The sequence below is a fragment of the Massilia sp. NBRC 108631 genome, from assembly GCF_059704565.1.
Genome location: NZ_BAAKJE010000222.1, coordinates 1 through 12,460, shown reverse-complemented (window position 1 = coordinate 12,460; position 12,460 = coordinate 1). Strand labels below are relative to the sequence as shown.

Here is a 12,460-nt window from a genome sequence, read left to right as displayed (position 1 = left end):
ACTGCGCCAGCACCTCGCCGCTGCGCCGGCGCAGGTGCTCGCCGTGCAGGCCGTACGCGGTGCCGAAGAACTTCAGGTTCTCCGCCACCGTCAGGTTCCCGTACAGGGAGAATTTTTGCGACACGTAGCCCACCTTGCGGCGCGCTTCGGCACGGGCATGGCGCAGATTCACGCCCGCCACTTGCAGCGTGCCGCTGCTTGCGGGCAGCAGGCCGCACAGCATGCGGAACGTGGTGGTCTTGCCGGCGCCGTTGGGGCCGAGCAGGCCGAAGATCTCGCCGCGCGCGACGCTGAAGCTGGTGCTGGAAACCGCTGTGAAATCGCCGAACTTGCGCACCAGGTCGCGCACCTCGATCACCGGTCCGCCGGCCGGCGCGTGCACCTGCACCTGGGCCGGTGCCAACGCTGCGCCGCCCGGGTGCGCTGCGTTGCCGGCGTCCCGCACCGCGTGGTCCCCGCTTGCCGCTGAGCGCCCCTGCCCGCCGCCACCGCAGCCGTTACCGCGGCCGTCAGTGCCACTCTCCTGCGCGCGCAGGATCAGCATGAACCCATCCTCCAGGCGCGCCTCGGCCGGGGTGGTGGCTGCGCCGTCCAGCAGCGCGGCCACGCTTCGCGGCGCGGCGCCGCTGCGCTGGATGTAGCGTACCTGGCCGCCTTCCGGTACCGCGTCGACGATGCTGGCGCCGGCATCCAGCAGCCTTGCCTGCAGCGCGCGCGCAGTGACGCCGGCCGGCGGCGTGGCCATATGGCACATGCCCTGCGCCCGGCAGCGGATGGACTCCGGCGTGCCCGAAGCCAGCACCAGTCCCTCGTGCAGCACGCACACGTGCGCGCAGCGCTCCGCCTCGTCCAGGTAGGACGTGCTGATCACCACGGTCAGTCCCTGTTCGGAGACCAGTTGCTGCACGATGTCCCACAGTTCGCGCCGCGATAGCGGGTCCACGCCCACGGTAGGCTCGTCGAGCAGCAGCAGTTCGGGCGAACGCACCAGCGTGCAGGCCAGCCCCAGCTTCTGCTTCATGCCGCCGGACAGCTGGCCTGCCAGGCGGCCCGTGAAGCGTTCCAGGTCCGTCATGTGCAGCAGCCGCTGGAAACGGCTGCGCCGTACGCCCGCTTCCACGCCGTGCAAGTCGGCGTACAGGTCCAGATTTTCCTGCACGCTCAAGTCTTCATACAGGCCGAAACGCTGCGGCATGTAACTGATGCGGTCCTGGACCCGCTGCGGATGGCGCGCCACCTCGATACCCAGCACCTGCAACTGGCCCGAGGTGGCAGTCATCAGCCCGGCCGCGAGCCGCAGCAGCGTGGTTTTGCCCGCTCCATCCGGCCCCACCAGCGCCGTCAGCGCACCCGCCGGCACTTCCAGCGACACGCCGCGCAAGGCATCGACCGCGCGGCCAGTCTCTTTCGTCACGAAGCGCTTGTGCAGGCCGCTCCCCACCAGGGCAGGGCCTGCTGCGCCGGCCGTGCCGCCGGCCATCGCCGCCAGGCCAGTCATCTCTGCGCCTGCACGGCAGGGCGCGCGATGCGCACCGTGGCGGGCATGCCGAGACGCAGGCGGTCGCCCTTGTCCTCGGCCAGCACGCGCACCTCGTACACGAGGCTGGTGCGCAGGTCTTCCGTCTGCACCGTCTTCGGTGTGAACTCCGCCACCGACGAGATGTAGCCGACCTTGCCCGCGATCGCCTGGCCGGGCAGGCTGTCGATGGCAATGCTGGCCGCCATGCCGGGCTTGACCAGGCCCAGTTCCGTCTCCCGCACGTAGGCCCGCACCCATTTGGGATCGGTGATCGCCAGCGTGTACACCGGCCGCTGCGGCGAAGCCATGTCGCCGGCTTCCATCAGGCGCGCCCGCACCACGGCGGCGATGGGCGCGCGCAGTTCCGCCTCCTTCAACTGCTGCGCCAGCACGGCTGTTTGTGCGCGCGCCGCTTCCAGCTGTGCTGCCGCCTGCGCGATGTCTTCCTTGCGCGCGCCGGCCTGCGCCAGCTCCTGCGCCTTGCGCGCGCCTTCCAGCCGCGCCTGCGCCGCCTTGCTGCGCGCCGCCGCGTTGTCCACGTCCTGCAGGCTCACCGCGCGCCCCACCGGTCCTTGCACCAGCCCTTGCAGGCGCGCCAAGCTCTTGGCCGCCACGTCCGCCTCGGCCTGCGCTTCCGCCGTCTGCGCGCGCGCCTGGCCGACTTCCTGCGGCCGGTTGCCGGCGCGCAGCCGCGCCAGCGTCTGCTCCAGCGCGTTGGCCTGCGCGCGCGACTCGGCGATGCGCAACTCCAGCGTGGTGGTATCGAGCTTGCCCACCACCTGGCCGGCGCTTACCTGCTCGCCTTCCTGCACTGCCAGGCTGGCGATGCGTTCGCTGCCGTTGAACGCCAGCGATACCTGGCGCACGTCCACATTGCCGTACAGGACCAATGCCGTGTCGGCAGGGGAGGGGCGGCTGGCGTACCACGCCGCTGCTGCGGCAGACAGCACCAGCACGGTGACGAGGATGATCTTTTTGTTCATATGCAGTTCTCCAGCGCGCAAAGTATGCGAGAATTCTATATCAAATTTAAATTTGAATTTAAATTATTGGAAAATGTGCGGTGTTGTTCGTTCCCGCGCGCCTTCCCCTACAATATCGCCCCATGTCCTCTGTCAAGCCTAAACCAACTGCCGCGCCGCTGCGCGCCGCCCGCTCGGACGGCGACGCCACCCGCAGCGCCATCCTCGATGTCGCCGGGCAGGTGTTCGCGCAGCGTGGCTACGCCGACGCCACCAGCAAGGAAATATGTGCCCGCGCCGGGGTCAACATCGCATCGGTGAACTATCACTTCGGCAGCCGTGGCGGCTTGTACGAGGCGGTGCTGGTGGAGGCGCACAATCATTTGCTGCGGCTGGAGGAGATGCAGGCGCTGGCCGCCGGTCCGGGCGATCCGCGCCAGAAGCTGCGCGCCATCGTCAGCCGCATCGTCGAGCATGTGACGGGGCCGCGCGCGCATTGGGGCAGCCGGGTGGTGGTGCGCGAGCTGCTGGCGCCCAGCGAGCACGCGGCGGCGCTGGTGCAGCAGGCTATCGCGCCCAAGGCCGGGATATTGATCGGTATCGTCAGCCAGATCGTGGGGCTGCCGCCCACGCACCCGGCCATGCAGCGCAGCTTGTTCTTTACGGTGGCGCCGTGCCTGGCCATGCTGCTGGCTCCGGCCGAGCTGCGCACCCAGGTGCTGCCCGGCCTGGGCGGCGAACCCGCCCAGCTGGCGGACGACCTGCTGCGCTACGCGCTGGCCGGCATGGACGCCCTCGGCGCGCAGTACCGCGCCTGACTGCTCAACGGGCCGGGAAGGCGTGCTGCTTCGAGTGCGCCGCAATTGCCAGCGCGGCGGCCAGCAGCAGGCACAAGGTCCAGGGCAGCGACCACGCACCCGTTGCGCTCAGCAGCAAGCCGCCGAACAGCCCGCCGCCGGCGATGGCCAGGTTCCAGCTGGTGACCAGCAGCGACTGCGCCACGTCGGCCGAGCTGCCCGCCGCATTGGCCAGCGCGGTCTGGAAGAAGGTCGGTGCGCCGCCGAAGGCCAGGCCCCATACGCCCACTGCGATATACACCGCTGCCGGATGCGTGCCCCACAACCCCAGTGCCAGCGCCGCCAGCCCGAACGCCGCGGTGCTGCCCAGCACCATCGCGCGCAGGCGGCGGTCAATCAGCAGGCCTGCCAGCCACAGGCCGGCGATGGACGCGGCGCCGAAGATGAACAGTACCGCGTCCGCCTTGCGCTCCAGGCCGGCCGGGGCCAGGAAGGGCGAGATATAGGTGTACAGGATGTTGTGCGCCAGCACGTAGGCAAAGGTGGTGGCCAGCACCGCCTTGACGCCGCTGATGCCCAGCACCTGGCCCACCGGCGCACGGCGCGCGCCGCTCTGGCCGGGGAAGTCCGGCACGGCCGCCGTGACCCACGCGATCAGCGCGAGCGCCAGCATGCTCATGATGCCGAAGGCGTACTGCCAGCCCAGCGTGGCGCCGAGCAGCGTGCCGGCCGGTACGCCCAGCGACAGTCCCACCGGTATGCCGGCCATGGCCACCGCCATGGCGCGGCCCTTGTGCTGCGGCGCCACCATGCGCACGGCGTAACCGGCCAGCAGGGCCCACAGCATGCCGGCGAACACGCCGGCGACAAAGCGCGCCGCCAGGGTCAGCACGTAGCTGGTGGAGAGCGCCGTGACGCCGTTGACCAGCGCGAAGCCGGCGATGGTGGCCAGCAGCAGCGGCTTGCGGCGCAGGCCCTGCGTGGCGGCGGTGAGCGGAATGGCGCACAGCAGGGAGCCCAGCGCGTAGCTGGTGACCAGCTGGCCTACCATGGCGCCGCTGGCCTCGAGGCTGGCGCCCATCTGCGGCAGCAGGCCCGCGGGCAGCGCCTCGGTGAGGATGGTGATGAAGCCCGCCATGGCCAGCGCGAGCAGGCCGGAAAGCGGGAAGGGGGAATCGGATTTGCGCATGGTGTAGCCCTGTGGTTGAAGACCCGCCCACAGTAGCGGCGCTGCGTGCCGAGAAAAAGTGGGCTAGACTTCCGGACTTTGAGGACAATTCTGTCCTGAATCGGGGGTGGAAGCGGAAATGGAAAGTCTGAGCGGATTCAACGTGTTCGTGCAGGTGGCCGAGACGCGCAGCTTCGTGGCGGCCGGCCGGGCGCTGGGCATTTCCGCGTCTGCCATCGGCAAGAGCGTGGCGCGGCTGGAGGAGCGCCTGGGCGTGCGGCTGTTCCACCGCAGCACGCGCAGCATGACCTTGACGGCGGAAGGCAGGATGCTGCTGGAGCGCAGCCGCCGCGTGCTGGCCGAGATCGAGGCGGCGGAGCAGGAACTGTCGCAGTCGGCCACCCTGCCCACGGGCCGCTTGCGCGTCAGCTTGCCGCTGGTGAGCGGGCTGGTGTTGCCGCTGCTGGCCGATTTCATGCGCGCCTATCCCGCCGTGGAGCTGGACCTGTCCTTTACGGACCGCATGGTGGACGTGGTGGAGGAGGGCTACGACGCGGTGGTGCGTACCGGCGAGCTGCTCGATTCACGCCTGTCGTCGCGCCAGTTGGGCAGTTTCGGCACCGTCATTGTCGGCTCGCCGGCCTACTTTGCGCAGCACGGCGCGCCGCAGCGCCCGGCCGACCTGCCCGGCCATCCCTGCATGCATTACCGCTATCCGAACTCGGGCAAGCTGGAAGTGTGGCCGCTGCTGCGCGCGGAAGGCGAAGCGGAACTGCGCCTGCCCACTTCCATGATCTGCGATAACGCCGAAACCCGGGTCTGGTTCGCCTTGCAGGGCCTGGGCATCGCCTGCCTGCCGGCGTTCGCGGTGCGCGCCGAGCTGGCGGCCGGCACGCTGCGCACGGTGCTCGACGAGTATGTGGACCGCACCATTACCTTCCGCCTGCTGTGGCCATCGGGCCGCCACCTCACACCCCGGCTGCGCGCTTTCATCGATTTCATGGCCGAGCGCGGGCTGTAGCAGCGCGTCCCTGGCTCAGGGCGCCGGCGGATCGCTGCTGAACGCGCCCGTGTGCAGCTGTTCCAGGATGGCTTCCACCGCCGGATGCTTGATCTTGCGCTCGTTCGAAATGGCGTAGAACTGCTCCCGCAGTTCCGGCGCGTTCCCCACGTGCAGGGCGCCGAACTGTTCCTGGATGTCGTGCGCCAGCACCGAGGGGGCGAAGAATAGCCCCATGCCGTTGCGGCCGAAGGTGTTCAGCATGGCGTTGTCTTCGAACTCCCCCACCACGTCCGGCCGCACGCCATGCCGCACGAACCACGCGTCGATGCGGCCGCGCAGGGCGTTGTTGCGGGTTGGCAGCAGCAGCGGCGCACCGTTCAGGCTGTGGGGGAAGTTGCGCTTGTACTTGCTGGCCAGCTTGCGCGCGCCGAACAGCTGCATCTCGGTTTCCAGCAGCAGGTGGCTGAACACGCGCAAGCTGGGCGAGGCGCGCACGGCGCGGTCGGTCAGCACCACATCGAGTTTGTTCAAGGCCAGGTCGGCCAGCAATGAATCGAATTCATTCTCCATGCAGATCAGCTTGACCTTCTTGTCCAGGTGCAGCGTCATTTCCAGCAGGCGGTAGGCCACCAGCTTGGGCAGCGAGTCGGAAATGCCCACCGCCAGCCGCATGCGGCCGGCGTCCACGTCGGTCAGCGCCTGCTGCAGCCGGTCCTCCAGCTGGAAGATCTGGTCCGCATAGTCGAGCGCCACGCGGCCCGCCTCGGTCGGCACCAGGCGGCGCCCCTGCTGCGTCAACAGCACCGTGCCGAGCTGCTGGTCCAGCTGCGACAGCTGGGTGCTGACGGTCTGCACCGCCAGGCCCAGGCGCTCCGCGGCGCGCGTGACGCTGCCTTCCTTGGCCACGTTCCAGAAGAAGAAAAGGTGTCTGAAATTGATGCCGGCTGTTTTCATGGTTCTGCTTTTACGAAGTAATACTTCGATTATCTTCTATTTTTAAATGGTATGGAATTCTCTACACTGCGTGACATTCATCAATAAGAAAGGAAAAACCAGATGAAACACTTCAGAGTGTCATTCATTGTCTCCTTCATCTGCCTGGCAGTGGCCGGCTGGTGGGGCTATACGCATACCGGCTGGGGCGGCGCGCTCACGGCCCTGGGCATTGCCACCATCCTGGCGGTAATGGAAGTATCGCTGTCCTTCGATAACGCGGTGGTCAACGCCTCGGTACTGAAGACCTGGGACGAATTCTGGAAGAAGCTGTTCCTGGGCGTGGGCATCATCATCGCGGTGTTCGGCATGCGCTTGCTGTTCCCGCTGGTGATCGTGGCCGTGGCGGCCGACATCAGCATGGCCGAAGTCTGGACGCTGGCGCTGAACGACCCGAAAGCGTATTCCACGCACCTGACCAACCACCACGCTGAAGTGGCGGCATTCGGCGGCGCCTTCCTGCTGCTGGTGTTCCTGAACTTCCTGCTGGACAAGGACAAGGAAACGCACTGGCTGGGCAACGTCGAGAAGAAGCTCGGCTCGCTGGGCAAGATGTCCTCGGTCTCCGTGATGGTGACCATCGGCGCGCTGATGGCCTGCCTGACCATGGTGGAAGAGGGCCAGAAGCTGATCGTGCTGATCGCCGGCCTGTGGGGCGTGCTGATCTATGTGGCGGTTGACGGCTTGAGCAGCCTGCTGGAAGCGGAAGAAGAAGGCACCAACGTGGGCGACATGGTCAAGCGCGGCGGTATCGGCGGCTTCCTGTACCTGGAAGTGCTGGATGCGTCGTTCAGCTTCGACGGCGTGATCGGCGCGTTCGCCATCACCAACGACGTCGTGATCATCATGCTGGGCCTGGCCATCGGCGCAATGTTTGTGCGCTCCATGACCATCTTCCTGGTCGAGAAGGGCACGCTGGATGAATTCGTCTACCTGGAGCACGGCGCGCACTACGCGATCGGCATCCTGGCGGTGATCATGCTCGCCAGCATCAAGTTCCACATTCCCGAGATCTTCACGGGTCTGATCGGTGTGGCCTTCATCGTGGCGTCCATCTGGTCGTCGGTACGCCACCGCAAGCAGCAGGAAGCGCTCGGCGTCGCTGCCTGAGCGTTGTAAAGGAAACGCGGCGCGCCCAAAGAACACCGGCCCGCCGCGCATGCAGCAAGGTGTTCAACAACTTTTAGGAGTCACAAATCATGGCAATCAGTCTGCAAAAAGGCGGTAACGTTAATCTGAGCAAAGAAGCTCCGGGCCTGTCGAAGATGGTCGTAGGCCTGGGCTGGGATATCCGCAACACGGACGGCGCAGCTTTCGACATCGACAGCTCCGCCTTCCTGCTGAAGGTTGACGGCAAGGTCCGCGCCGACAACGACTTCATCTTCTACAACAACCTGAAATCGAGCGACACCTCGGTAACGCACTCGGGCGACAACCGTACCGGCGCCGGCGACGGCGACGACGAAACCGTCACCATCGAACTGTCCAAGGTGCCGGCCGAAGTGGACCGCATCGCGATCTGCGTCACCATCCACGACGCCGAGGCCCGCCGCCAGAACTTCGGCCAGGTGCAGAAGGCCTTCGTGCGTTGCGTGAACGCGGCCGGCAACACCGAGATCGCCCGCTTCGACCTGTCCGAAGACGGCTCGACCGAGACCTCGCTGGTGTTCGGCGAAGTCTACCGCAACGGCGGCGATTGGAAATTCCGCGCCGTCGGCCAGGGCTACAAAGGCGGCCTGGGCGCGCTGGCGTCGTCCTTCGGCGTTTCGGTGTAACCATGCCGGTGTTCACCGTTACAGGGGATGTCGATCCCTTCCTGCACGTGTCGCTGCGTCAGGGCGAAAAGATCTACTGCGAATCCGGCGCCATGGTCATGATGGAAGCGCCGCTGGAGCTGAAGGGCAAGATCACGGGCGGTATCGGCAGCGCAATCATGCGCACCTTTGCCAACGGTGAATCGTTCTTCCAGCAGCACATTGAGGCGGTGCGCGGCAACGGCGATTGCCTGTTGTCGCCCACGCTGCCCGGTGCGATGCAGGTGGTCGAAGTCGGCCCCCGGCAGTACATGATCAGCGACGGCGCTTTCGTGGCCGCGTCCTCCGGCGTGGAGCTGAAGGTGCGTACGCAGAGCCTGGGCAATGCGCTGTTCGCGCAGAGCGGCGGCTTTTTCATCACGGAGACGCAGGGCAGCGGCCAGCTGGCGGTATCGGGCTTCGGTTCGATTTCGCAGCTGGAAGTGGAGCCGGGCAAGGACGTGACGATCGATAACTCGCACGTGGTGTGCTGGGACAGTTCGCTGCGCTACGAGATGTCGGTGGCGACCTCGCAAAGCGGCGGCTTCCTGAGCAACCTGGTGAACAGCCAGACCAGCGGCGAGGGCATGGTGCTGCGCTTTTCCGGGCAGGGCAAGATTTTGGTGTGTTCGCGCAGCCGCCAGGGCTTCCTGGGCTGGGTGCGCGGCACCGGACAATAACTCGGAGGTAAATGAATATGTCAGTTAATCTGCAAAAGGGCCAGAAGATCTCTCTGGACAAGGAAGCGGGCAGCGCGCTGTCGCGCGTGGTGATGGGACTGGGCTGGGACGCCGTGAAGAGCAAAGGCTTCTTCGGTTTCGGCGGCGGCAGCGCGGAGGTGGACCTGGATGCCTCGTGCATCATGTTCGACACCGAGAACCGTCCGCTGGACGTGATCTGGTTCCGCCAGCTGAAAAGCCAGGACGGCAGCGTGGTGCATAGCGGCGACAACCGCACCGGCGCCGGCGACGGCGACGACGAACAGGTGACCGTGGCGCTGAACAGCGTGCCGGCCAACGTGAAGAGCATCGTGTTCACGGTGAACAGCTTCACCGGCCAGAGCTTCGCGCAAGTGCAAAACGCCTACTGCCGCCTGATCAACGCGGCCGACGGCAAGGAAGTGGCGCGCTTCAACCTGTCGGTGCAGGGCAACCACTCGGCGCAGATCATGGCCAAGCTGTACCGCCACAACGGCGAATGGAAGATGCACGCGATCGGTGAAAACGGCACCGGCCGCACCTTCGACGACCTGCTGCCGCAGATCGCGCCGCACCTGTAAAGAGCAAGTGTAGTACCGGGCGCCCCGCAGGCCGGTCTGTGGGGCGCCCAACCCGATGTTTGCTTCCCGGTGCGTGTTCCCCATGGCGCGCGCCTTTTCACGGCAGCCTGTTTTCAGGCTGCCGTTTTTTTATTTTGGTGGGGCGAATTGCGGCTGGCGCGGCTGATCGGCCGCCTGCCGCGCGGCAGGCAAGGACCAGACGCTGTCGGGAGCGCCTTGACGGGCGCGGCGGGCGGCGGCGCGGGCCATCCAGGCGAAGGCCAGCGCGGCGATGGCGGCGCTGGCATCGACGCCGGGGCGGTAGGTCCAGCCGGCGTAGGACGTGGCGTACGCGGTGTGCAGGCTGGCCAGGGGCACCGCCAGCGCGGTGGCGGCGCTTAGCCGCAGCAGCCCGATGCCGGCGCGCGCGGCGCCGCGCCAGAAGGCCCACGCCAGGCAGGCCAGGAACACGCCGTAGTAGACAGTGTAGTGCCAGGCGTTCGCGTCCAGCACGCGGCCGTACAGCAGCTTGGCCGCCGCCACCGTGAGCGAGATGCCGCACACGCTGCCCAGGCACACCCCCACGGTGCCTGCCGCCAGCCAGCGCGCCGAACGCTGCTGCAGCACCGGGCCGCTGCCGTTGCGCGCGGTCTTGCGGCGCGTTTCTATCCACAGCAGGTTCCCCGAATAGAACAGGAAGGCGCCCGCCAGCCCAAGCGCGAAATAGGTCCAGCGCACCGGCTCGCCGCCGAAGGTGCCGAAGTGCAGCGAGAAGAAGGAGGACACGGTCGCGGTCCAGTTGCCCTGCGCGCCGGGGAAGTAGGCGGTGTTGAGAATCTCGCCGGTGGCGGCATTCATCACCAAGAAGCCTTCCAGGCGCACCATGTAGCGCTTGTCGTGCCCTGCCACGCGCGCCATGGCGCCTGCGGTGCCGTACGCGCGGTACAGAATGCTGGTCGGCTCGAACTCCGGCGAGAAGGCGCGCACGCGCGCCAGCAGTTCCTGCGGCGCCAGCATGGCGGTAGGCGTGGCGTCCGGCTTGAGCGGGTAGATGCTGGTGCTCTTGAAGGCGGTTTCGATGTTGTCGCCGTAGATTACCTTGTCCTGCACGTCGTATACCGGGTCGTGCAGGCAGAACACCACGGCCGTCAGCGCGATGACGATGTGGAAGGGCAGGCTGGCAATGCCGATGGCGTTGTGCGCGTCCAGCCACATGCGCTTGAGGTTGCGCCCCACGCGCAGCGCGAAGAAGTCCTTCACCAGCGACGGCAGCAGGATAATCAGGCCGGACACCAGGGCCACCGAATACAGCAGGCAGATGGCGCCCACCAGCAGTTCCACGGTTTCGTGGTCGCCGGGAATGCCGGCCGTGCGGTGCAGGTCGTCGATGAACTGGGCCAGGCCGGACGGCTGTAGGCGCACCAGTTCCAGCTCGCCTTCCGGCGTGAATCCGGACGACCAGGGCATGCGGTCGGCGCGGCCGGTCTTCCAGGTGAGGCGGGCAGGGATCTCGGCGCTGTCGCCCAGGTGCAGGGTGAATTCCTTGCGGGCGTCCTTGCGCGCGGCCAGTGTCTGCTCGATCAGCGCGGCCGATTGCGCCAGCGGCGGGGCAGCCGTGGCGGCGGGCGGATTGGACCAGCGCGACAGCGTCTCCTCGAACATGGTGAGCGCGCCCGCATAGAACGCGATGAATAGCGCGAAGGCGCTCAGGATGCCGGTCCAGGTGTGGACCGATTTGTAGACTCGTATGACGTCGGCGCGCATGGCAGGCTCAGGATAGGTAATGGCGGCAGGCGGCGAGGGCGGCGAAGGCGAGCGCGTTGGCGCTGCCCAGCCATAGCCAGGCGCGCGCGCCGCTGCGGAACAGGAAGACCAAACTCAGCACGCCGCTCCATACCGGCGCGGTGAGCCACATGGTGGCCTGGAATTTGTTGGGGTGCATGGCGCCGCCCGGCGTGAGCCAGGCGAACAGCCCGCTGACGGCGATCGCCAGGCCGAAGCCGAGCACCACCCCGGCCAGGGTTTTGCTGAACCAGTCGCGCTGGATCATGGCTGGGTACTCCGCTTTGTCCCCGCTCCCGCCCTGGCCGCGCTGCGCAGCGTGCGCCAGGCCGCCAGGTAGGGCAATACGGCGAACAGCAGCATGGTGATGCTCAGCACCGCGAACAGCGCGGTGGAGAGGTGCGCCATCCTCAGCCAGAAGCACAGCGCCGCCGCCAGCAGGGCGCTGGACCCGAGGCGCAGCGCGCGCACGACGCCTGCGGACGGAGCTTGCGCCAGCCATTGCTGGCGCGGCGCGGACAGGTAGTAGCCGCACGCGGCGGCGGTGTTGGCCGCCAGCGCGAAGGCAAGCAGGATACGGTCCATGGCTTACTCCAGGAAAAATTCAAGCCCGCGCGACAGGGCGGGGAACATGGCGGAGCCATGGTTCTCGCCGGGCAGTTCGATGAAGCGCACGCGCGAGAGAGCGCGCGGCTGTCCCGGTTGCCCTGGCTGCGCCGGCTGCGCGGCTTGCAGCGCGGCGGCGAGCTGGCGGGCTTCGCCGACCATGCGGCGCTCCATCAGCGCCTTATTGCGCTCTGTGGCGGCGTTGGCCGCGCTGCCTGCTGCCGGTGCGCCGGAGGCGCGCGGCAGTGCGGCCTGTTCCAGTTCGCCCACGGTGATCAGCAGCTGCGGCTTGCCGCCGCTGCGCTGCGCCAGTCCGGCCAGGCCCGTGAGCACGTAGCGCTCGCGCCACCAGATCGACGGGCTGGCGGCGATGTAGGTCTGGAACGAGGCCGGCTGGGTGAACAGCGTGTGCAGCACGAACAGCCCGCCGTACGAATGCCCAAACAGCGCCTGCCGCTGCTGGTCGAGCGGCGCCAGTTGCTGCACCAGCGGTTTCAGTTCGAGGTTGATGAAGTCCAGGAAGCGCGCAGCGCCGCCTTCCTTGCCTGCGTCCGCCGCGCCCGGCCGGCCGGGCGCGCC

At 67.4% G+C, this 12,460-nt stretch carries 14 protein-coding genes; 6 read left to right on the top strand and 8 right to left on the bottom strand.

Features of this window, described 5'->3' with window-relative positions; all coding sequences use genetic code 11:
- Both AC6H42_RS24005 and AC6H42_RS24000 read right to left on the bottom strand, forming a co-directional pair.
- Nucleotides 1-1,480, bottom strand: a 1,480-nt coding sequence (locus tag AC6H42_RS24005) for an ATP-binding cassette domain-containing protein (protein ID WP_497549119.1), incomplete at its 3' end; no start/stop codon positions are given.
- Nucleotides 1,481-1,494: 14 nt separating this feature from the next.
- On the bottom strand, nt 1,495-2,502 hold the full coding sequence (locus AC6H42_RS24000) for an HlyD family secretion protein (protein ID WP_497549118.1): 1,008 nt from the start codon (nt 2,500-2,502) through the stop codon (nt 1,495-1,497).
- Between the two features lie 122 nt (nt 2,503-2,624).
- On the opposite strand from AC6H42_RS24000, the gene AC6H42_RS23995 reads away from it, so the two are divergent.
- Nucleotides 2,625-3,299: a TetR/AcrR family transcriptional regulator gene (locus AC6H42_RS23995; protein ID WP_057153280.1), complete on the top strand. Its 675-nt coding sequence runs from the start codon at nt 2,625-2,627 to the stop codon at nt 3,297-3,299.
- Nucleotides 3,300-3,303: 4 nt separating this feature from the next.
- Here AC6H42_RS23995 and AC6H42_RS23990 read toward each other — a convergent pair whose 3' ends face one another.
- Nucleotides 3,304-4,467: an MFS transporter gene (locus tag AC6H42_RS23990; protein WP_497549117.1), complete on the bottom strand. Its 1,164-nt coding sequence runs from the start codon at nt 4,465-4,467 to the stop codon at nt 3,304-3,306.
- A 118-nt stretch (nt 4,468-4,585) separates the two neighbouring features.
- On the opposite strand from AC6H42_RS23990, the gene AC6H42_RS23985 reads away from it, so the two are divergent.
- Nucleotides 4,586-5,467 (top strand): LysR family transcriptional regulator, encoded by an 882-nt coding sequence (locus AC6H42_RS23985; RefSeq protein WP_497549116.1) that lies wholly within the window; start codon nt 4,586-4,588, stop codon nt 5,465-5,467.
- 15 nt (nt 5,468-5,482) lie between these two features.
- Here the strand turns inward: AC6H42_RS23985 and nhaR are convergent, their stop codons facing one another.
- Entirely contained in the window at nt 5,483-6,403 is a 921-nt protein-coding gene (gene nhaR, locus AC6H42_RS23980) for a transcriptional activator NhaR (protein WP_057153283.1), read from the bottom strand.
- 102 nt (nt 6,404-6,505) lie between these two features.
- Between nhaR and AC6H42_RS23975 the strand changes: the two genes are divergently transcribed.
- From AC6H42_RS23975 to AC6H42_RS23960, 4 genes are all read left to right on the top strand, one after another.
- A complete protein-coding gene (locus AC6H42_RS23975) occupies nt 6,506-7,552 on the top strand; it encodes a DUF475 domain-containing protein (RefSeq protein WP_057153284.1) in 1,047 nt (348 codons plus the stop codon).
- A gap of 89 nt (nt 7,553-7,641) precedes the next feature.
- Nucleotides 7,642-8,217 carry a TerD family protein gene (locus AC6H42_RS23970; RefSeq protein WP_057153285.1) on the top strand — a complete coding sequence of 192 codons (576 nt, stop codon included), beginning with the start codon at nt 7,642-7,644 and terminating at the stop codon, nt 8,215-8,217.
- Between the two features lie 2 nt (nt 8,218-8,219).
- Entirely contained in the window at nt 8,220-8,915 is a 696-nt protein-coding gene (locus AC6H42_RS23965; RefSeq protein ID WP_057153286.1) for a TIGR00266 family protein, read from the top strand.
- A 17-nt stretch (nt 8,916-8,932) separates the two neighbouring features.
- Nucleotides 8,933-9,514, top strand: coding sequence for a TerD family protein (locus AC6H42_RS23960; protein ID WP_057153287.1), 582 nt, complete (start codon nt 8,933-8,935; stop codon nt 9,512-9,514).
- Nucleotides 9,515-9,643: 129 nt separating this feature from the next.
- Here AC6H42_RS23960 and AC6H42_RS23955 read toward each other — a convergent pair whose 3' ends face one another.
- The 4 genes from AC6H42_RS23955 to AC6H42_RS23940 form a co-directional block, all read right to left on the bottom strand.
- Entirely contained in the window at nt 9,644-11,257 is a 1,614-nt protein-coding gene (locus tag AC6H42_RS23955) for a PepSY-associated TM helix domain-containing protein (protein WP_497549115.1), read from the bottom strand.
- 7 nt (nt 11,258-11,264) lie between these two features.
- Nucleotides 11,265-11,543, bottom strand: a complete 279-nt coding sequence (locus AC6H42_RS23950) for a hypothetical protein (RefSeq protein ID WP_497549114.1) — start codon at nt 11,541-11,543, stop codon at nt 11,265-11,267.
- Nucleotides 11,540-11,860: a hypothetical protein gene (locus tag AC6H42_RS23945; protein ID WP_057153290.1), complete on the bottom strand. Its 321-nt coding sequence runs from the start codon at nt 11,858-11,860 to the stop codon at nt 11,540-11,542. The genes AC6H42_RS23950 and AC6H42_RS23945 overlap by 4 nt, the downstream gene beginning before the upstream one ends.
- Nucleotides 11,861-11,863: 3 nt before the next feature.
- A partial coding sequence (locus AC6H42_RS23940) for an alpha/beta hydrolase (protein ID WP_497549113.1) occupies nt 11,864-12,460 on the bottom strand: 597 nt, incomplete at its 5' end.

Coding starts and splice junctions, on each gene's coding strand:
- nhaR (WP_057153283.1), bottom strand. CDS start 6,403: ATGAAAACAGCCGGCATCAATTTCAGACACCTTTTCTTCTTCTGGAAC.
- AC6H42_RS23955 (WP_497549115.1), bottom strand. CDS start 11,257: ATGCGCGCCGACGTCATACGAGTCTACAAATCGGTCCACACCTGGACC.
- AC6H42_RS23985 (WP_497549116.1), top strand. CDS start 4,586: ATGGAAAGTCTGAGCGGATTCAACGTGTTCGTGCAGGTGGCCGAGACG.
- AC6H42_RS23975 (WP_057153284.1), top strand. CDS start 6,506: ATGAAACACTTCAGAGTGTCATTCATTGTCTCCTTCATCTGCCTGGCA.
- AC6H42_RS23970 (WP_057153285.1), top strand. CDS start 7,642: ATGGCAATCAGTCTGCAAAAAGGCGGTAACGTTAATCTGAGCAAAGAA.
- AC6H42_RS23950 (WP_497549114.1), bottom strand. CDS start 11,543: ATGATCCAGCGCGACTGGTTCAGCAAAACCCTGGCCGGGGTGGTGCTC.
- AC6H42_RS23995 (WP_057153280.1), top strand. CDS start 2,625: ATGTCCTCTGTCAAGCCTAAACCAACTGCCGCGCCGCTGCGCGCCGCC.
- AC6H42_RS23965 (WP_057153286.1), top strand. CDS start 8,220: ATGCCGGTGTTCACCGTTACAGGGGATGTCGATCCCTTCCTGCACGTG.
- AC6H42_RS23945 (WP_057153290.1), bottom strand. CDS start 11,860: ATGGACCGTATCCTGCTTGCCTTCGCGCTGGCGGCCAACACCGCCGCC.
- AC6H42_RS23960 (WP_057153287.1), top strand. CDS start 8,933: ATGTCAGTTAATCTGCAAAAGGGCCAGAAGATCTCTCTGGACAAGGAA.
- AC6H42_RS23990 (WP_497549117.1), bottom strand. CDS start 4,467: ATGCGCAAATCCGATTCCCCCTTCCCGCTTTCCGGCCTGCTCGCGCTG.
- AC6H42_RS24000 (WP_497549118.1), bottom strand. CDS start 2,502: ATGAACAAAAAGATCATCCTCGTCACCGTGCTGGTGCTGTCTGCCGCA.